Origin of the sequence: Mesorhizobium sp. LNHC252B00 (assembly GCF_000502955.1) — a bacterium.
In the GTDB taxonomy this organism is placed as follows: Bacteria; Pseudomonadota; Alphaproteobacteria; order Rhizobiales; family Rhizobiaceae; genus Mesorhizobium.
The window spans coordinates 60,823-78,237 of the sequence record NZ_AYWO01000007.1; the positions used below are offsets into that span (position 1 = coordinate 60,823).

Here is a 17,415-nt window from a genome sequence, read left to right on the forward strand (position 1 = left end):
CTTGGCGCGCAAGCCCGCGCGCCATAACCATGATCACTGGTGCGAGAGAATGTTGACCAGCCGGCCGAACGGATCGCGCACGTAGAAGCGCCGTACGCCCCAAGGCTCGTCGGCCGGCCCGTATTCGATGGCGAAGCCGGCGGCACTCATGGCATCGAGCGCCGCATCGACATCGTCGACCTCGATCGAGAGATCCGGCACCGGCGTACCGGAGCCGCCTTGCGCCATGAAACTGACCTGCACCTGCATCTCTTGATCGGAACCGTAGGTCGCGATCCAGCCAAGATCCATCAGCACATCGAGGCCGAGCACGTCCTGGTAGAAGGGCTGTGCCGCAGCGATATCAGGTGTCTCGATGTTGGCAACGATACGCCGGACTTTCATCTGCCCGCCTTTCACGCCGTGCGCCGCAGCGCCGTCACCTCGATCTCGATCTTCATTTCCGGTCTGTTGAGCTGGCAGACGATCATCGTCGCCGCCGGCCTGATGTCGCCGAACGTCTCGCCGAGGATCGGGAAGACGACATCCACGAAGGCCTGGTCGGTGATGTAGTAATGCGCCCGCACCACATCGGCCATCTCGAAGCCGCCGTCCTGGAGAGCCTTGCCGATCGTCGCCAGGCAATTGCGCGTCTGCGCTTCCACCGTCTCCGGCATCGTCATTGTCGCATAGTCGTAACCGGTCGTCCCCGACACGAAACACCAGTCGCCCTGCACCACCGCGCGCGAATAGCCGGCGGTCTTTTCGAACGGCGAGCCGGTGGAGATCAGTTTTCGCATGGGAGGTCTCCTTGCAGGTCAGTGCGGCCATTCTGCAGGCAAGATGCCGGTTCGGCCATGGGCCAACGCAGAGGGATCGGCGGTGCAAACTCGATGCCGGCGGGGCAGCACCCCCCTCTGGCCTGCCGGCCATCTCCCCCGCAAGGAGGGAGATTGGCAGCTTTGACGAACCGCCATTCTTGCAACGTTGAAAGATTTGCGAAAGTCGTGGTGACGGCCGATCTCCCCCCTTGCGGGGGAGATGCCCGGCAGGGCAGAGGGGGGTGTGAAGGATCGCGGCGTANGAACAAAATCTCCGGCAACGGATGCTGCGCGGTCAAGTCCCGCGGGTCCGGAACCTCGCCGAATACATCCAGAAACACCATGCTGACCTCAGATCATCCAGAGGTCCTTTCAGAATCGATTTCCGCACACCACACAAGAGTCCCTTTGTACTCATGTGCGATTCCCCTGCCCGCAAGGGGGGAGATTGGCAGCGTTGATGTCCCGCCAACCTTCCAATCTTGGAGATTGGCGAAAGCCGAGGCGACATCCGATCTCCCCCCTTGCGGGGGAGATGCCGGGCAGGGCAGAGGGGGGTGCTGTCCCTCCGAGTTTAGAAGTGTCTGCGCACCACCCATCACCCTTCCACCCTCGCCATATGATCCCGCCCAAACTGCTCCCATTTCGCCGGAGCCGGCTCAAACCCCTGCGGCCGCACAAGCGAGGGAACCTGGCGCGTATCAAGCTCGAAATGCTCGTGCCGTCGGTCGATGGTCGGAACGGCGGCAATGAGTTTTTTGGTATAGGAATGCTTCGGTTGCGACAGCACCGAGGTCGCGTCACCGATCTCGACGATCTGGCCGGCATAGATGACGGCGATCCTGTGCGCGATCCGCTCGACGACCGCCATGTCGTGCGAGATGAACAGATAGGCTAGCCCGAACTCGCGCTGCAAATCGACCAGCAGCTCCAGCACTTTCGCCTGTACCGAGACATCTAGGGCGGACACGGCTTCGTCGAGGACGACGACGGAAGGGTTGAGCATCAGTGCGCGGGCGATGCACAGCCTTTGCCGCTGGCCGCCGGAGAATTCATGGGGGTAGCGCTCCAGGCTGTTTTTCGGCAGGCCGACGCGTTCCAGCAGGCTCGCCATCCTGGCCCGCGTTCCGGCATCGACCCGACCGCCGGTGGCGATCACCGGTTCGGCCAGGATGCTCTCGATGCTGAGCCTCGGATTGAGCGACGCGTAGGGGTTCTGGAACACCATCTGCACGGGCAGGGCGCTTTGCTGAGCAGACGCTTTTCTAGCGCCGACCGAGAAGCTGCCGCGCGTCGACCGCACCAACCCCAGGACGGCACGCGCGGTGGTCGATTTGCCTGAACCGCTCTCGCCGACGATGGCCAATGTTTCGCCCGGCATCAGGTCGAAATCGACGCCGTCGACGGCATGCACGGCGCCGGTGGCGCGGCTGAAGAAACGGCTCTTGAGAGGAAACCGCACCACGAGGCCGTCGACCTTCAAGGCCGGCTCGTGGCTCGCGACCTTGTCGCGCCGTCCGTCCGAACGCGTTGTGCTCCCATTGGTGAAATGCGGCACGTCCTGCAGCAGATGCTGCGTATAGGGATGCTGCGCATTGTCGAGGATCTGGTTCAACTCGCCTTGCTCGACGGCCTGGCCGTTCTGCATCACCATCACCTTGTCGGCGATGCCGGCGACCAGGCCAATGTCGTGCGTGATGAAGATCATCGACATGCCGGTTTCCCGCTTCAGTTCGGCAAGCAGCGCCATGATCTGCGCCTGCACCGTCACGTCGAGTGCCGTCGTCGGCTCGTCGGCGATCAGCAGGCGCGGATTGCAGGCCAGGGCAATGGCGATCATCACCCGCTGCAACATGCCGCCCGACAGCTGGTTGGGCGTGTATTTCAGCCGCCGCGCGGCATCGGGAATGCGCACGCGGTCGAGCGCATCCTTGGCCGCTGCCGTGGCTTGCCTGCCGGTCAGGCCGCGGTGCAGGCGAAAGGATTCCTCGATCTGCCAGCCGATAGTCAGCACCGGGTTGAGCGAGGTCATCGGCTCCTGGAAGATCATGCCGATCTCGGCGCCGCGAATGCCGGTCAGTTGCGGTTCGGTCGCGGTCATCAGGTCGAAAAGGCTGCCGTCGGCGCGTTTCAGCGTCATGGCGCCGCCGGTGATGCGGCCGCCGCCGAAATCGATGAGGCGGTTGATCGAGAGCGCGGTGACGGACTTGCCCGAGCCGCTTTCGCCGACTATGGCCAGCGTCTCGCCATCAGCCAGATCGAAGCTTATGCCGCGCACCACCTCGTTGGCTTGCGGATCGCGGCCGAAGCCAACGCGCAGGTCGCGAACGGACAGCAGCGGCATCATGCCGGCGCTCTCCGCATCTTCGGGTCGAGGATATCGCGCAGGGCATCGCCAAGCAGGTTGAAGCCGAGGATGCTGATCATGATCGTCAGGCCCGGAAAGATCATCAGCCAGGGGGCGGTCTCCATCAGATTGCGGCTGTCGCTCAGCATCAGGCCGAGCGAGGCCGCCGGCGGCTGTGTGCCGAGGCCAAGAAAGCTCAGACCGGCTTCGGTCAAAAGCGACCATGCCAGCGCCAGCGTCACCTGCACGGTCAAGGGCGCCACCAGATTGAGCAGCAGATGGCGCGTCACGATGTAGCCGGAACTGCTGCCGAAGGTGCGTGCGGCATCGACGAATTCACGCGCCTTGAGCGACAGTGCAGGGCCACGCACCACGCGGGTGAATATCGGAGTGTAGACGATGCCGATGGCAACGACGCTGGTCCAAGTGCCGGGTCCAGCGACGGTGACGATGAGCAGCGCCAAAAGGATGGCCGGGAAGGCCAGCAGCACATCCATGATCCGCATGACAGCACCGTCCCAGCGGCGGCCGAGCCAGGCGGCGGCCAGCCCGAGCACGGTGCCAGCCAGAGCGGCGAAGGCCACCGAAAAGAAGGCGACCGTGAAGGACTGGCCGATGCCTGCCATCAGCCGGCTAGCCACGTCGCGGCCAAACAGGTCGGTACCCATCCAGTAGACGCCGTTGGGGGCATGCAGTCGGTCGACGCGGTACTGCGTGATGGGATTGTGCGGCGTCAGCCCCAGCATGGCAAGCATGGCGACCGTGATATAGACGCCGACGATGACGCCGCCGATGCGGCCGCTGCTATGGCCGAAGATGGCGCGCAGGATGCGCATCAGGACTCCCCCAGCCGGATGCGCGGATCGAGCGCGACATAGGCGAGATCGACCAGAAGATTGACGATCATGAAGTTCAAGGCGATGAACAGCACGCTGCCCTGCACCAGCGCGTAGTCGCGCTGCTGGATCGCGTCCAGCACCATGCGACCGAGGCCGGGCAGCGCGTAGATCTGCTCGACGATCACCGCGCCGCCCAGGAGGTAGCCGAACTCGATGCCGCTCAGCGTCACGACCGGGATGAGCGCGTTGGGCAGAGCGTGCCGCCAGATGACGCTGCGCGCCGAGGCGCCCTTGCTGCGCGCGGTCCGCACATAGTCGTCGCTCAACACGTCGAGCATGGCCGAACGCGATATGCGGGTGACCGACGCGGCGAAGGCGAAACCGAGCGTGATGGCGGGCAGGATCAATTGGCTGAGATTGCGCAAGGGATCCTGCCACAGCGGCGCGAACTCGCCCATCGCCGGCAGCACGCCGAAGCCGGCCGACAGCGTGTAGATGATCAGCAGGCCCAGCACGAAGCTCGGCGTCGACTGGCCGATCATGGCGGCGATGCGCACTCCCAAATCGGACAGCTTCTCGTTGTGGGTGGCGGCATAGATCCCGGCCGGCATGCCGGCAGCGAGCGCGATGACCATCGACAGCACGGCCAGTTCGAGCGTCAGTGGGAAGCGCTCGAGGATGACGTCGAGCACCGGCCTGCCATAGGTGACCGAGATGCCGAGATTTCCATGCAGGATGCCGCCTATCCAGCGCCAGTACTGGACGAACCAGGGCTGGTCGGTGCCGAAATAGGCGGCGAGCGAGTCACGCTGCGCCGGTGTCAGCAGCCCGGCTTCGGTGCCCAGCATCGCCGTGATCGAATCGCCCGGCACCATCCGGATCGCCACGAAGACCAGGATGGACACGCCAAGCAGGACGAGAGGAAACGTCGCCAGTCGTCGCATCAGATAGTTCACGCGAAGAAGTCCTCTCGTCTAGAGCATGATGCCGAAAAGTGTGAAGCGGTTTTCTTGGACAAACGGATATCGTTTGTCCAGACATCATGCTCTATCTCTAAAGCCTGCGGCGACTACTGCTGAATGGTAACCTTACTCAGGCTGAACAGCGTGCCGATGGGCGTCGGCACGAACCCGGCGATGTTCTTCTGCTGGGCCGTATAGCTGTAGGACGTGTAGAGCCAGATCCACGGCGACATTTCGGTGAGATGCTTCTCGAACGCGGCGAAGATCGCCTTGCGTTTTGCCGGATCGGTTTCGGCGCGGCCCTGCTGCATCTGGCTGTCGAGCGTGTCGTCGATGTAGTTCGCCACCTTCTGCAGATTGCCCGCCTTGGTCCAGTAGCGGTTGTACATGGTGTAGGGATCGGCGCGGCCGCCGTTCAAGGCGATCGCCATGTCGAAGTCGCCCTTCAGCCAGGCATCGACATAGACGTTGAGCTCCATCATCTTGATGTCGAGCTTGACGCCGATTTCGGCGAGCTGCGACTGGATGACCTGGGCCTCCGCCGCTGCCGTCGGCGGTTCGCCGGTGGCGCCGATTACGGTCGCCGAAAAGCCGTCGGCATAGCCGGCCTCTTGCATCAGCTTCTTGGCCTTTTCGACGTCGCGCTTGTAGCAGAACAACTGACTCGGGTCGGTCGCGAGCGCCGGAATGGTGAGCGGCCCGGTGACCTTGCCTTCGCCCAGCGAAGCGGTGTCCAGCACTTCCTGGCGGTCGATGGCGCAGGAGATGGCCTGGCGCACCTTGAGCTCGGTCATCGGCTTGCGCGACGGATTGAGCTGCAGCACGTGATAGGCGAGCACCGGCACGCGGTTCAGCTGCAGGCTGGATTCCTTCGGCACCAGCGTGGCGACCAGCGGGTCGTTGAGCAGCGCGAAATCGATCTGCTTGGTGCGCATGGCGGCCAGGATCGCCGCTTCATCGGGAAGCACGCTGATTTCGATGCCGTCGACACCGGTTGCGCCCCCGGCCCAATCCTTGTTGGCGCTCAAGACTTCCTTGGCGTTAGGGTCCCATTTGTCGAGCTTGAAGGGTCCCGAGCCTAAAGCCTTGGTGCCGATCGAGCCGGCCTTGATTTCGCCGGCCGGGACGATGGCCGCGTTGACGTCGCTCATCGCGGTCAGGATGGGCGCATCGGGCTGCGACAGATGAAACACCACGGTCGCTGCATCCGGCGTATCGATGCTTGCGATCGACAGAAAGTTGGCACGAGCCGCAGCCCCCGTCTTCTCGTCGAGGATGCGTTCGAACGATGCCTTGACGTCGGCCGAGGTCACGGCGGCGCCGTCCTGGAATTTCGCCTTGGGGTCGAGCTTGAAGGTCAGCTCCTTGCCGTCCTTGGAGAACTCCCAGGAGGTGGCGATGGCAGGGATGATCTGCAGGCTGGCGTCGACCCGCACCAGCGGCTCATAGATCAGCTCCAGCAGCCGCAGCGACGAAAACGCCGTCTGCTTGTGCGGATCAAGTCCCGTGGCGTCCTGTGACCAGGCCATGTGCAGCGTTGCCGCGTGGCTCGAAACCGTCGCAATGCCGAGCATCGCGGCCAGCGTGATACCTGAAAGCAGTGTTCTTGTGAGATGCCTTGCCATTTTCGTCTCCCTTTGTGATTTGACTCGATGCCTTGCAGTTCTGCCGACCGCTTCCAAGACACACATGCTTTGGACCATCGGCCCAGTCTATGCGGCTCACGCCGTTATGTCGCTGATTGCCTTTCGCAGGAACCCGCAGGCCTTGCCGAGAGCCGCGCGCGCCTCCTCGACACCCATGCCGGTGATCGTCACCAGAATCGCCAGCTTGACATCGTTGCCGGTCTGGCCGAGCGCTTGCTTTGCCTGTCGCGCCGTACAGCCGGTCGTCTGCATGACGATCCTGATCGCCCTCGCGACAAGCTTCTTGTTCGACGGATTAAGGTCGACCATCAGGTTTTGGTAACTCTTGCCGATGCGGATCATCGAAGCGGTGGTCAGCATGTTGAGCACCAGCTTCTGCGCGGTTCCCGACTTAAGCCGGGTCGAGCCGGTGAGCACCTCCGGGCCGACGACCGGCGAGATGGCAATGTCGGCGATGCCGGCGATGGTGGAGGCCGGATTGCAGGACAGGGCGACCGTCGTTGCGCCCACCTGTTTGGCATAGTTCAATCCACCGATGACATAGGGCGTACGGCCGCTGACCGCGATGCCGACCACCACGTCGTCTGCCGTGAGCGTGATCTCCCGTAATGCCTTGGCGCCCATTTTCGGATCGTCCTCGGCGCCTTCCGTCGACCGCACCAGGGCGTCGGGACCGCCGGCGATCAGGCCGACCACCATGCCTTCGGGCACGCCGAAGGTGGGCGGACACTCCGATGCATCGAGAACGCCAAGCCGGCCGCTGGTGCCGGCGCCCATATAGACAAGCCGCGCGCCTCTCTGGAAGGCAAGCACGATACGGTCCACCGCGGCAGCGATTTCAGGCAGGACCTTTTCGACAGCCGCCGCAACAGCCTTGTCCTCGTCATTGATCTTGCGCAGGACGTCGATGGTCGGCAGCAAGTCGATGTCAATCGTCCTTGGGTTCCGGCCCTCGGAAACCAGCCGGTCCAGCTCAGACATCAACCTTTGCTCGGTCATCCCAGTGCTTTCAAGAGCCACGCGGCACAGCCGGATGAGCATGGCTCGCCGATCGGGAGCGGCATATAGGGGCCAAGAGCCTATCCTCGCTACCGTGTTTTCTCTGTTAACTTTTTAGAATTGGATATTCGTATCGTCAACAGAAATCTGGAATATTTTATTCCTTCGGGGCAAGACGCTGCCGTCGGTGAACGGACCTCTTGGCAAGGATGATCGCGCCGGACACGGCATCGCCGTCAGCAGGCTTCAACCGGCGCCGGACATCGGGGGAGAGCCACGGTTCGAGCGGGCTGGCGAGGCCGCCGAGCAAGGCCACACGCGGCGCGCCTTTTTCGAACAGCACCCGCACCAGCGTATCGATCTGCTCGGCCGCACTTTGCACGATGCGCCGTCCGACCGGATCGCCTTGATCGGCGTGGCGCATCACCATCGGCGCCAGGGCGGCATAGTCCGTCGGACTTGCGCGATCCATCCAGGCGACCGCTTCCATCGGATCGTCTTCGAAACGCTGCATCACTTCTGCCAGAAGTGCTGTCCGCTCATGGCGGCCGTCATGGGCGCGCAACGCCAGCTGCACGGCTTTCAGGCCGAGATCGGCGCCGCTGCCCTCGTCGGAGATCGGAAAGCCGTAGCCGCCGACACGCAGGTCGCGTCCGTCGACAAAGCCGAGGCCGATCGAACCGGTGCCGGCGATGACGATGGCGCCGTCCTGGCCCGAATGCGCGCCCAGGCAGGCGCCGACTCCGTCGCTGACGAAATCGATGCTTGCGAAGGGATGTGCGATCGCCCTGAGTGCTTCCAGCGCGCCCTTGCGGCCGATGCCGGCAAGGGCGATGCCGGCGTGGATCCGGGCGATCTCCGCAGCCCCGAAGCCCGCCTCTTCGACCGCCGTGCCAAACGCTTTCGCGACCGACGCCCAGGCGGCGTCGATGCCGAGCCGCGTCGTTGCCGGGCCCGACAGCCCTTGTCCCAGCACGGTTCCATCCGAGTCCTCGATGCGGGCGCGACAGCCGGTGCCGCCGCCGTCGACGCCGAGAAAATGGCGCCCCGGGCTCATGCGCTCAGCCGCTCGATATCGGCGCCGCACAGGCGCAGCTTGTGGTCCAGTTGCTCATAGCCGCGGTCGAGGTGGTAGACCCGGTTGATGATGGTTTCGCCCTCGGCGACCAGCGCCGCCAGCACCAGCGACACCGAAGCGCGCAGATCGGTGGCCATCACCTGCGCGCCGTGCAGTTTCGCGCCGCCGCGCACCAGCGCCGTGGTGCCCTGCAGTTTGATGTTGGCGCCGAGCCGCATCAATTCGGGAGCATGCATGAAGCGATTCTCGAAGATGGTTTCACGTAGCAGCGATGCGCCGTCAGTGCAGCACATCAGCGCCATGAACTGCGCCTGAAGGTCGGTCGGAAACCCCGGATAGGGTTCCGTGGTGAGATCGATAGCCTTGAGCGGCCTATCGCGCGAGACGATAAGCCCGCGGTCGCCGGGCCATACGCTGACGCCGGTGGCCTCCAGCAATTGCACTACCGAGGCCATGTGCTCGAGCCGGGCGTGGGTCAGCTCTAGTTGGCCGCCGGTGATCGCAGCGGCAATCGCATAGGTGCCGGCCTCGATTCGGTCCGGGATGATGTCGTGCCTGGCCGCATGCCAGTTGGTGTCGCCGGCAATCAGGATGCGGTGCGTGCCGGCACCCTCGATGCTGGCACCCATGGCGTTGAGGCAAGCGGCGAGATCAGCCACTTCGGGTTCGCGGGCCGCGTTGAGGATCTCGGTTTCGCCCTTGGCCGTGGTCGCCGCCATCATGGCGGTTTCCGTCGCGCCGACCGACGGTGAGCTTAAGACGATGCGCGTGCCGGTCAGCCCGTTCGGCGCTGATGCGACGATCGAACCGTTCTCGATGGCAATCCTGGCGCCCAGCGCGGCGAGTGCCGCGACATGCATGTCGACCGGCCGCGCACCGATCGCGCAGCCGCCCGGCAGCGAAACCCGGGCATGACCGAAACGCGCCAGCAGCGGCGCCAGCACGAGCACCGTCGCCCGCATTTTTCGCACCGTGTCGTAGGATGTCTCCTTGGATACGGCGGCACTGGTGTCGATCGTCGCGGCATGCGCCGACCGCGTCACTTGGGCGCCGTGAAGCCGCACCACGCCGAGCATGTTTTCGACATCGGTCACATCAGGCAGATTGGTCAGTTCGAGCGGGAAGGGGCTGAGCAGCGCGGCCGCTATCTGCGGCAAAGCCGCGTTCTTGGCGCCGGATATGGTGACCGCGCCTTCCAGTCTTTGTCCGCCGACGATCCGCAATCTGTCCATGGTTTGAAACCTTCGTGCGAAAGCCGGTCACACACGGGCGGCTCGCTCTGGAGATGTCGCTCCGAATTCCGGATCTTGGCCCGATCGGTCGAGAATTAATTCTACGTTCTTGGCTGTCAATCGGAATTGGAATATTTTATTCCTTTTGCCGTCACCTGAAAGCGCGAGGGAATCCGTGTCAGTTCTGAACAGGATCAATGCGAAGCTCGACGGCATGGCGCCTGGCGATCGTGAGATCGGCCAGTACATCGTCGACAATCCCGACCAGATGCTGCGCCTGTCGACGGCGGCTCTTGCCGCCGAGATCGGACGCAGCCAGTCGAGCGTCGTCAAGTTCAGCCAGAAGCTCGGCTATGCCAGCTATCAGGAGCTCAAGCTCGCGGTCAGCGAGGCCAAGGCGCAGGAATGGCAGGTGCCGGCGGGCATGATCCACGGGTCGATCGAGGTCGGCGACAACTACCAGGTCATTTTGAAGAAGCTGATCGGCAGCAAGCTCCTGTCGATGCAGCGGACGGTCGCCGCCAACACCGAGCGCATCATCTCGAGGACGCTGGAATTGCTGGATGGCGCGCGCCGCATCCATCTGGTCGGCGTCGGCGCTTCCTCGCTGGTGGCGCGCGATTTCTCCTACAAGCTGATGAAGCTTGGCCGCAATGTCCTGCATGACAGCGACAGTCACATCCAGATGGCCAATGTCTCGACGCTCGGGCCCGGCGACGTGCTGTTCGCACTCTCCTATTCCGGCGCCAGCATCGAAACCTTGCGCATCGCCGAGCTTGCGTACAAGCGCGGCACGACCGTAATCGCGGTCACCGGCCTGCACGACAATCCGCTGAGCCGTGTCGCAGACATCTGCCTCTACACCATCGCCGATGAGGAGCGGGCGCGCTCGTCTTCGATCACCGCGCGCGATGCGCAACTGGCGCTGACGGACTTGCTGTTCATCCTGCTGGTGCAGAAACAGCCGGACGCCAATGAGTACGTCCACAACAGCGAAGTGGCGGTTTCGGTGCTGAAGGCCGAGCGGTCTTCGTAGCGCCACAGGCGATATTGGATTGCGCAAACGCCGGTCCCGCGACCGTCTGGCTCAACGACTGCAGCAATTCCATCTCTTGCCTGTCACCCGCGAAGGCGCAACCCTGCCTGATCTGCAAGGAGAGAAAAATCATGACATCCGATGTGGCCGTCATTGCAGGTGCTGGCGCTGGTCTGAGCGCCTCGCTTGCGCGCCTTCTCACCCGGGAAGGCTTTCGCGTGGTTCTGGCCGCCCGCAACGTTGAGAAGCTGGGCGCTCTGGTCGACGAGACCGGTGCGCTGGCCGTCGAGACGGATGTCGCCGACGCCGCATCCGTGGCCAAGCTGTTCGACGCCGCCGACAAGGCCGGCCCGCTGGCGCTCGTGGTTTTCAATGCCAGCGCGCGCACGCGCGGCCCGATCGCCGAACTCGATGCCGAAGCGGTCAAACAGGCATTGCTGGTCGGCGCCTATGGCGGCTTCCTGGTCGGCCAGCAGGCGGCGCGCCGGCTCCTTGTCCGGGGTTCCGGATCGATCCTGTTCACCGGCGCCACCGCCAGTGTGAAGGGATTTTCCGGCTCGGCCGGCTTTGCCATGCCGAAGTTCGGCCTGCGCGGCCTGGCGCAGTCCATGGCCCGCGAACTCGCCCCGAGGAACATCCACGTCGCCCACTTCATCATCGACGGGGCGATCGAGCCGCCCGGTAAGCTCGGTGACCCGGACCGGCCGGACCGCCGCCTGTCGCCGGACGCCGTCGCCGAGGCCTATCTCGCGACCCATCGCCAGCATCGCAGCGCCTGGAGCTCAGAGCTCGAGCTGCGGCCCTGGGTCGAGACTTTCTGACAATCCAGAGGATTGCCCGGGGCGACCGTGTCGTGCAAGCCCTTGGACCTAAACGCTTTCGAGATAGGTCTCGATTTCGAAATCGCTGACATTGAGCGCGAACGTGTTCAGCTCCTGCCGTTTGCAGGCAACGAAGGAGTCGCGCAGGATTGCCGGAAAGATTTCCGCCACATGCGTGCCGCCTTCAAAGGCGGCGATCGCGGACGCCCAGTCCGGCGGCAGCTTTGCCGGCGGAAGTCCCTGGCCATCGCTACCCGTCGGATCGCCAGGCGACAACTGTCTTTCGATGCCTATCAGTGCTGCGCCCAGTATGGCGGCAAGCACCAGATAGGGATTGGCGTCCGCCCCCGAAACGCGATGCTCGATACGGCGCGCACCGCTAGGTCCGCCGGGAATGCGGATCGCCACCATGCGGTTCTCGTAACCCCAGGCGACGGCGGTCGGCGCGTAGGATCTTGGGCGTAGCCTGCGGTACGAATTGAAGTGCGGGGCGAACACCAGCGTGCTCTCGGCCATCGCCGCAAGCAGGCCGCCGACCGCATGGCGCATGATCGACGAACCCTGATCGGTGCCGTCGTCGAACACGTTGCACCCTTCTCCATCGACCAGGCTGAAATGGACGTGAAAGCCGTTGCCGGCCCGGTCGCCATAGGGCTTGGCCATGAAGCAAGCGGCAAAGCCATGCTTGCGGGCAATGCCCTTCACCGTGCGCTTGAAGAGCACCGCATCGTCAGCCGCCCGCAAGGCGTCCGCGACATGGTTCAGGTTGATCTCGAACTGACCGACACCGTTTTCGGCGATGGCCGTGTCGACGGGAATGCCTTGCGTCCGGCAGGCCTCGTAGACGTCATGGATGAAGGATTCGAAATCGTCGATCTCGTCGATCGACAGCGCCGCGTCGGAATCAAGACGGCGCCCGGTTACCGGCGAGACAGGTCCGACCGGCCGTTGCGACTGCGGATCGACGAGGTAGAATTCGAGTTCCGTTGCCGCGACCGGGGTCAGGCCCAGGGCCTTGTAACGATCGAGGATGCGGGCCAGCGCCCGTCGCGGGTCGCCGAGATAGGGCGCGCCGCTTTCGTCGGCAAGCCATAGCGGGATGAGCGCCGTCGGGTGCGCCGTCCAGGCGACCGGCAGAATGCCGCGCCCTGTCCACTGGCAAAGCCCATCGGCATCGCCGGTCGAGAAGACCAGCGTGTTGCCTTCGATATCCTCGCCCCAGACATCGAGCCCGATCAGCGAATAAGGCATGCGCAGCTTGCCTTCCAGCGCCTTCCTTGCCTGCTCGACGGGAATGCGCTTGCCGCGCATGATGCCGTTGAGATCGCACACCGCCGCCCTCAGGCTCTGGATGTCGGTTCTGCTTTCGAGCCAGTTCAAAACGTCCGCAATTGCATCGCTCAATTTCTAACCTCTGGTTTTGGAAGGCGCCGCAGCCTGCTCGGCTGCACTGTCCCTGGTAAAAATAGCTTGCGAGTTTTCGGGAAGCACATCCGGCTGATGCCAGATATTTTCCTTATTTTTTCAAGTCACTAGCTGGGATGTCGGGAGGCATTTCAAAACCAATTGCGCGATCTGCGATCGCAACATAGAGGCAAGAGCACGGAAAGCCAAGGGGCATTCGGGCTGTGATGTCTGCCCCCAGCTCCTGGGCCGATGCCTGCTTCTTCGGCGAGAAAGTCTTGACGGTGACGAACCGCATGCCTTGGCGATTGGCGGAAACGTCGGTCAATTCGTCATCCACGGGTGGAGCAAGGAGCGTAGCGACGCGGCGCAGACCCCTGGAGCTGCTTCGCAGCCCAAGGGATCCATGCCGCGATGTCGGAGCGTTGCTGCGTTGCAGAATTCTGCTCCGTTGCATTCTTCGACCAAGGTCGCGGCATGGATCCCAGGGTCTCCGCGACGGAGCTTCGCTCCTGCTTCGCCCAGGGATGACGACGTTGGGGAGGCTTCAGCCAATCGCGAAGGTTTTGCGATAATCCGCTGAAAGGAACGATAGGCGTCGGGTGATCCATTCTAACCTCTAGCGTCCGGAAATCTGGCCTGCTGAAGGATGTGCGCGGCGCCTTCTTCGATGTCACGCACGATGGCCATGCGCGCTCGATCCCCATCCTGGGCCTCGATCGCCGCGACGACTTCCTCGTGATAGTCGATGTCGAGAATGGAGGCGAGGTCATCTTCGAACCCTATGGCAAGGTTCCTGAGAAACGGGCCGACCTGCATCCACACCGTCTCGATCAGGAAGATCATCTGCTCGTTGCCGCAATGGCGATAGATCGAGAATTTGAACTCGTGGTTCTTGCGCAGGTAATCGTCGATATCGCCCTTGCAGGCCGTCAGGGTCAGGTCGGTGCAGTGGCGTCGGATCGTCCGCAGATTGTTGCCGTTGATGCGTTCTGTCGCAAGCTCTGTCGCCGAGCCTTCGAGGATCGTGCGTACTGCGGTCAACTGCGAAAACCGCTCGGCCGAAATGGCCGGCACTTCGACGCTGCCGTTCGGCAGTGGGCTGAGCGCGCGCAGTGCCTGAAGCCGCATGAAGGCGCTGCGCACCGGCATGTCGCTGGTGCCGAGCTCCTTGGCGAGCTTGCGCGAGGTCAGCTTCTGGCCCGGCGCGAACTGGCCGGACATCAGCGCCCGCACGAGTTCCAGATAGACTTTCTCATGCAGGGGAACGGTGTCGACGGCGGTCAAGCCGAATTGTGTCTTGTCGGCCATTGGCGGGGGCGCTGCTTCATTCGTTCTGAAATCTACCCTGGCGAAAACAGCCGCGGATAATCCTGCCTGGCCGATCGCGGCGAGAACGCCAAGTCAGCGATTTATCGACGCATGATAGACGCTTCGATCGTCGCGCGGCAAGCCAGCTCGTCACCCTGCCGGTGGTTGCAGCAAACAAACTTCTCCAGAGACGGTGCGATTCTTCCGGCGGCTATCGCAACCGCATCGGATTCAGTCTGGCATATCCGCGACGGATACTCACCTCCGCGATCCCCCTGTCCAAAACGGTCATCACAAATCTTGACCTTGCGCGCACTTGCACCTCTGGCCGCTCTCTGGCTTTTTGGGGTACCCATCCGAACGGACTGATTCGCGTCGTGCCGCTCGATTGCAATGTCCCAAGGCAGTCTGGGGGTGGGCCGTGAAGCAGCGCGCAATTAGCGAAGGAGAAGCAGGCATGGCCGAGTTCAAGAAGCCCGAAATCTCCGAGATGAGACCCAAGATCACCGTTATCGGCATTGGCGGCGGCGGCGGCAATGCCGTCAACAACATGATCGCGGAGCAGCTTCAGGGTACGGAATTCATCGCCGCCAACACCGACGCCCAGGCGTTGACCATGTCGAAGGCGACGCGGCTGATCCAGCTTGGCGCTCACGTCACCGAGGGATTGGGCGCTGGCTCGCTTCCAGAGATCGGCCGTGCCGCGGCCGAGGAATCGCTCGACGAGATCATGGATCATCTGGCCGGCACGCATATGTGTTTCGTCACCGCCGGAATGGGCGGCGGCACCGGAACCGGCGCTGCACCCATCATCGCCCAGGCGGCGCGCAAGGCCGGTATCCTGACGGTGGGTGTCGTCACCAAGCCGTTCACCTTCGAAGGCCGGCGCCGTATGCAGATGGCCGAAGAGGGCATCGAGCGGCTGCGCGAGAGCGCCGACACGGTGATCGTCATCCCGAACCAGAACCTGTTCAGGATCGCCGATGCCAAGACCACCTTCGCCGATGCATTCGTCATCGCCGACCGGGTGCTCTATGCCGGCGTCAGCTGCATCACCGATCTCATCGTCAAGGAAGGCCTGATCAATCTCGACTTCGCCGATGTCAAATCGGTGATGCGCGACATGGGCCGCGCCATGATGGGCACCGGCGAGGCGTCCGGTGAGGGCCGGGCGATGAAGGCGGCGGAAGCCGCGATCGCCAACCCCCTGCTCGACGAAGTGTCGATGAAGGGCGCCAAGGGCGTGCTGGTCTCGATATCGGGCGGCAGGGACATGACGCTGTTCGAGGTCGACGAGGCTGCCACCCGCATCCGTGAAGAGGTCTACGAGGATGCCGACATCATCGTCGGCGCGATCTTCGACAAGAGCATGGAAGGCCGCTTCAGGGTCTCGGTGGTGGCGACGGGACTCGACCGTGCGTCTGGAGCAGAAGATGGCGATGCCGGCATAGCCCGGGATCACCTCGGCCAGAGCGCGCGGACGCTTCAGTAGATCTGGCCGACCCGGATGCGGAGCGCTAGCCTCCAATGTCGTCATCCCTGGGCGGAGCAGCCGCGAAGCGGCGTCGCGGAGACCCTGGGATCCATGCCGCGACCTTAATCGTAGAGTGCAGCGGAGCAGAGTTCTGCACCGCGGCAGCGCCTGGAAGTCGCGGCATGGCAACAACACACAGGATCCTGGGGTCTGCGCCGCGTCGCTTCGCTCCTAGCTCCGCCCCAGGATGACGATTGACGGGTGTTCCCGCAATCTTCTGGGCACGCCCAAACCCACCACACCGATGATCGGATCGCTTGTCAGTCCGCTTTGGATAGAAATTTAAAACGTTTGCATTTTTGCGAAAGGCAATTACAAACGTTTCAAACTTGTTCGAGGGAGAAGGATGACGACCCGCGTCATCACGCTCAAGGAGCTTGCCGCAGGCCTCGACCTGTCGATCACGACGGTGTCGCGGGCGCTTGCCGGCCATGAACAGATCGCGCTGAAGACGCGCGAACGTGTCGCGCACGCGGCGCGTCAGGCGGGGTACGTGCCCAACACCGCGGCGCGCACGCTTGTCTCCGGCCGCAGTGGCTTCGTCGGCCTCGTGTTGCCGATCCGCGGACCGAACCTTGTCGATTCCTTCCTTGGCGAATTCGTCACCGGGCTCGGCGAAGGGCTGGTATCGCATGGCGCCGACCTGATCCTGGCCACCGCCGCCTTCGGCCATTCGGAACTGTCGGTGCTGCGCCATGTCGTCGAATCCGGACGCGCCGATGGCGTCGTCGTGACGCGTATCGCCGCGGTCGACGAGCGGCTCGCCTATCTGCGCGAGCGCGGCTTTCCGTTCGTTGCCCATGGCCGGTTGCTCGACAGCGACTTCGGCTACAATTGGCTCGATACCGACGGCGCCCATGCCTTCGGCGAAGCCTTCGACATGCTCTATTCGACATGCTCTACGATCTCGGCCACCGCCATTTCGGCCTGGTGACGATTTCCGAACCGATGACGTTCCGGCATCTCAGGCAAGACGGCTTTGCCGCGGCCATTGCCCGTCGGGGCGATCCTTCGGTGCGGCTCGACGTGGTGACGGCGCCGCGCTTCGATCACGGAGCCCGCGTCGAGGCCGTCAACCGCATGCTGCAGCGGCCTGACAGGCCCACGGCCATCGTCGCGCTGTTCGACGAACTGGCTTTGACCGTGATGGAGGAGGCCGCCCGCGCGGGCCTCAGCGTGCCGCGCGACCTCTCCGTCATCGGTTTCGACAACATCGCTGCTTCGGCCTACGCGCCGCCGGGCCTGACCACATTCGATGCCTCGATCCGTCAATGCGCGCGTGAGATCGCCGACATGCTGCTCACCATCATCGCCGACAAGCCCACCGCACCGTTGACGCGGCTGATCCGGCCGACGCTGGTTGCGCGCGCAAGCCATGGACCCGCACCGCAGATGAGAAGCTGACG

Annotated in this window: 17 protein-coding genes; 5 read left to right on the forward strand and 12 right to left on the reverse strand. The window is 63.5% G+C overall.

The window, feature by feature from the left end; genetic code table 11:
* Nucleotides 1–33 precede the first annotated feature (33 nt).
* From X744_RS158295 to murA, 9 genes are all read right to left on the reverse strand, one after another.
* Nucleotides 34–384, reverse strand: a complete 351-nt coding sequence (locus X744_RS158295; protein WP_023758961.1) for a VOC family protein — start codon at nucleotides 382–384, stop codon at nucleotides 34–36.
* Nucleotides 385–395: 11 nt separating this feature from the next.
* Nucleotides 396–779: a RidA family protein gene (locus tag X744_RS158290; RefSeq protein ID WP_023758962.1), complete on the reverse strand. Its 384-nt coding sequence runs from the start codon at nucleotides 777–779 to the stop codon at nucleotides 396–398.
* Nucleotides 780–1,398: 619 nt separating this feature from the next.
* Nucleotides 1,399–3,147, reverse strand: coding sequence for an ABC transporter ATP-binding protein (locus X744_RS158285; RefSeq protein ID WP_023758963.1), 1,749 nt, complete (start codon nucleotides 3,145–3,147; stop codon nucleotides 1,399–1,401).
* A complete protein-coding gene (locus X744_RS158280) occupies nucleotides 3,144–3,983 on the reverse strand; it encodes an ABC transporter permease (protein ID WP_023758964.1) in 840 nt (279 codons plus the stop codon). Before X744_RS158280 ends, X744_RS158285 begins: the two co-directional genes overlap by 4 nt.
* Complete coding sequence (locus X744_RS158275) at nucleotides 3,983–4,942, reverse strand: ABC transporter permease (protein WP_023758965.1); 960 nt, start codon at nucleotides 4,940–4,942, stop codon at nucleotides 3,983–3,985. Before X744_RS158275 ends, X744_RS158280 begins: the two co-directional genes overlap by 1 nt.
* 113 nt (nucleotides 4,943–5,055) lie before the next feature.
* Nucleotides 5,056–6,573: an ABC transporter substrate-binding protein gene (locus X744_RS158270; RefSeq protein WP_023758966.1), complete on the reverse strand. Its 1,518-nt coding sequence runs from the start codon at nucleotides 6,571–6,573 to the stop codon at nucleotides 5,056–5,058.
* A 96-nt stretch (nucleotides 6,574–6,669) separates the two neighbouring features.
* Entirely contained in the window at nucleotides 6,670–7,593 is a 924-nt protein-coding gene (murQ, locus tag X744_RS158265; protein ID WP_023758967.1) for an N-acetylmuramic acid 6-phosphate etherase, read from the reverse strand.
* Between the two features lie 157 nt (nucleotides 7,594–7,750).
* Nucleotides 7,751–8,650: an N-acetylglucosamine kinase gene (locus X744_RS158260; RefSeq protein WP_023758968.1), complete on the reverse strand. Its 900-nt coding sequence runs from the start codon at nucleotides 8,648–8,650 to the stop codon at nucleotides 7,751–7,753.
* On the reverse strand, nucleotides 8,647–9,903 hold the full coding sequence (gene murA, locus X744_RS158255; protein WP_023758969.1) for a UDP-N-acetylglucosamine 1-carboxyvinyltransferase: 1,257 nt from the start codon (nucleotides 9,901–9,903) through the stop codon (nucleotides 8,647–8,649). Before murA ends, X744_RS158260 begins: the two co-directional genes overlap by 4 nt.
* 175 nt (nucleotides 9,904–10,078) lie before the next feature.
* On the opposite strand from murA, the gene X744_RS158250 reads away from it, so the two are divergent.
* Both X744_RS158250 and X744_RS158245 read left to right on the forward strand, forming a co-directional pair.
* Entirely contained in the window at nucleotides 10,079–10,939 is an 861-nt protein-coding gene (locus X744_RS158250) for a MurR/RpiR family transcriptional regulator (protein WP_023758970.1), read from the forward strand.
* A 131-nt stretch (nucleotides 10,940–11,070) separates the two neighbouring features.
* Nucleotides 11,071–11,760, forward strand: coding sequence for an SDR family NAD(P)-dependent oxidoreductase (locus X744_RS158245; RefSeq protein WP_023758971.1), 690 nt, complete (start codon nucleotides 11,071–11,073; stop codon nucleotides 11,758–11,760).
* 48 nt (nucleotides 11,761–11,808) lie between these two features.
* Here X744_RS158245 and X744_RS158240 read toward each other — a convergent pair whose 3' ends face one another.
* From X744_RS158240 to X744_RS158235, 3 genes are all read right to left on the reverse strand, one after another.
* On the reverse strand, nucleotides 11,809–13,164 hold the full coding sequence (locus tag X744_RS158240) for a glutamine synthetase family protein (protein ID WP_023758972.1): 1,356 nt from the start codon (nucleotides 13,162–13,164) through the stop codon (nucleotides 11,809–11,811).
* 112 nt (nucleotides 13,165–13,276) lie between these two features.
* A complete protein-coding gene (locus tag X744_RS1000000173625; RefSeq protein ID WP_156938531.1) occupies nucleotides 13,277–13,492 on the reverse strand; it encodes a hypothetical protein in 216 nt (71 codons plus the stop codon).
* A gap of 284 nt (nucleotides 13,493–13,776) precedes the next feature.
* Nucleotides 13,777–14,475, reverse strand: a complete 699-nt coding sequence (locus tag X744_RS158235) for a GntR family transcriptional regulator (RefSeq protein ID WP_023758974.1) — start codon at nucleotides 14,473–14,475, stop codon at nucleotides 13,777–13,779.
* A gap of 457 nt (nucleotides 14,476–14,932) precedes the next feature.
* On the opposite strand from X744_RS158235, the gene ftsZ reads away from it, so the two are divergent.
* The 3 genes from ftsZ to X744_RS1000000175100 all read left to right on the forward strand — a co-directional run bounded on the left by ftsZ (nucleotide 14,933) and on the right by X744_RS1000000175100 (nucleotide 17,413).
* Complete coding sequence (gene ftsZ, locus X744_RS158230) at nucleotides 14,933–15,967, forward strand: cell division protein FtsZ (RefSeq protein WP_023758975.1); 1,035 nt, start codon at nucleotides 14,933–14,935, stop codon at nucleotides 15,965–15,967.
* A gap of 388 nt (nucleotides 15,968–16,355) precedes the next feature.
* Nucleotides 16,356–16,943 carry a LacI family DNA-binding transcriptional regulator gene (locus X744_RS1000000175095; RefSeq protein WP_050589525.1) on the forward strand — a complete coding sequence of 196 codons (588 nt, stop codon included), beginning with the start codon at nucleotides 16,356–16,358 and terminating at the stop codon, nucleotides 16,941–16,943.
* The gene (locus X744_RS1000000175100) at nucleotides 16,904–17,413 is read left to right on the forward strand and encodes a substrate-binding domain-containing protein (protein WP_023758977.1); all 510 of its coding nucleotides are present in this window, start codon (nucleotides 16,904–16,906) and stop codon (nucleotides 17,411–17,413) included. Before X744_RS1000000175095 ends, X744_RS1000000175100 begins: the two co-directional genes overlap by 40 nt.
* The last annotated feature ends 2 nt before the right edge of the window (nucleotides 17,414–17,415 follow it).

Excerpts from the sequence above, each read along its gene's own strand:
- X744_RS158295 (WP_023758961.1), bottom strand. The coding sequence starts at position 384 with ATGAAAGTCCGGCGTATCGTTGCCAACATCGAGACACCTGATATCGCT.
- X744_RS158290 (WP_023758962.1), bottom strand. The coding sequence starts at position 779 with ATGCGAAAACTGATCTCCACCGGCTCGCCGTTCGAAAAGACCGCCGGC.
- X744_RS158285 (WP_023758963.1), bottom strand. The coding sequence starts at position 3,147 with ATGATGCCGCTGCTGTCCGTTCGCGACCTGCGCGTTGGCTTCGGCCGC.
- X744_RS158280 (WP_023758964.1), bottom strand. The coding sequence starts at position 3,983 with ATGCGCATCCTGCGCGCCATCTTCGGCCATAGCAGCGGCCGCATCGGC.
- X744_RS158270 (WP_023758966.1), bottom strand. The coding sequence starts at position 6,573 with ATGGCAAGGCATCTCACAAGAACACTGCTTTCAGGTATCACGCTGGCC.
- murQ (WP_023758967.1), bottom strand. The coding sequence starts at position 7,593 with ATGACCGAGCAAAGGTTGATGTCTGAGCTGGACCGGCTGGTTTCCGAG.
- X744_RS158260 (WP_023758968.1), bottom strand. The coding sequence starts at position 8,650 with ATGAGCCCGGGGCGCCATTTTCTCGGCGTCGACGGCGGCGGCACCGGC.
- murA (WP_023758969.1), bottom strand. The coding sequence starts at position 9,903 with ATGGACAGATTGCGGATCGTCGGCGGACAAAGACTGGAAGGCGCGGTC.
- X744_RS158245 (WP_023758971.1), top strand. The coding sequence starts at position 11,071 with ATGACATCCGATGTGGCCGTCATTGCAGGTGCTGGCGCTGGTCTGAGC.
- X744_RS158235 (WP_023758974.1), bottom strand. The coding sequence starts at position 14,475 with ATGGCCGACAAGACACAATTCGGCTTGACCGCCGTCGACACCGTTCCC.
- ftsZ (WP_023758975.1), top strand. The coding sequence starts at position 14,933 with ATGGCCGAGTTCAAGAAGCCCGAAATCTCCGAGATGAGACCCAAGATC.
- X744_RS1000000175095 (WP_050589525.1), top strand. The coding sequence starts at position 16,356 with ATGACGACCCGCGTCATCACGCTCAAGGAGCTTGCCGCAGGCCTCGAC.
- X744_RS1000000175100 (WP_023758977.1), top strand. The coding sequence starts at position 16,904 with ATGCTCTACGATCTCGGCCACCGCCATTTCGGCCTGGTGACGATTTCC.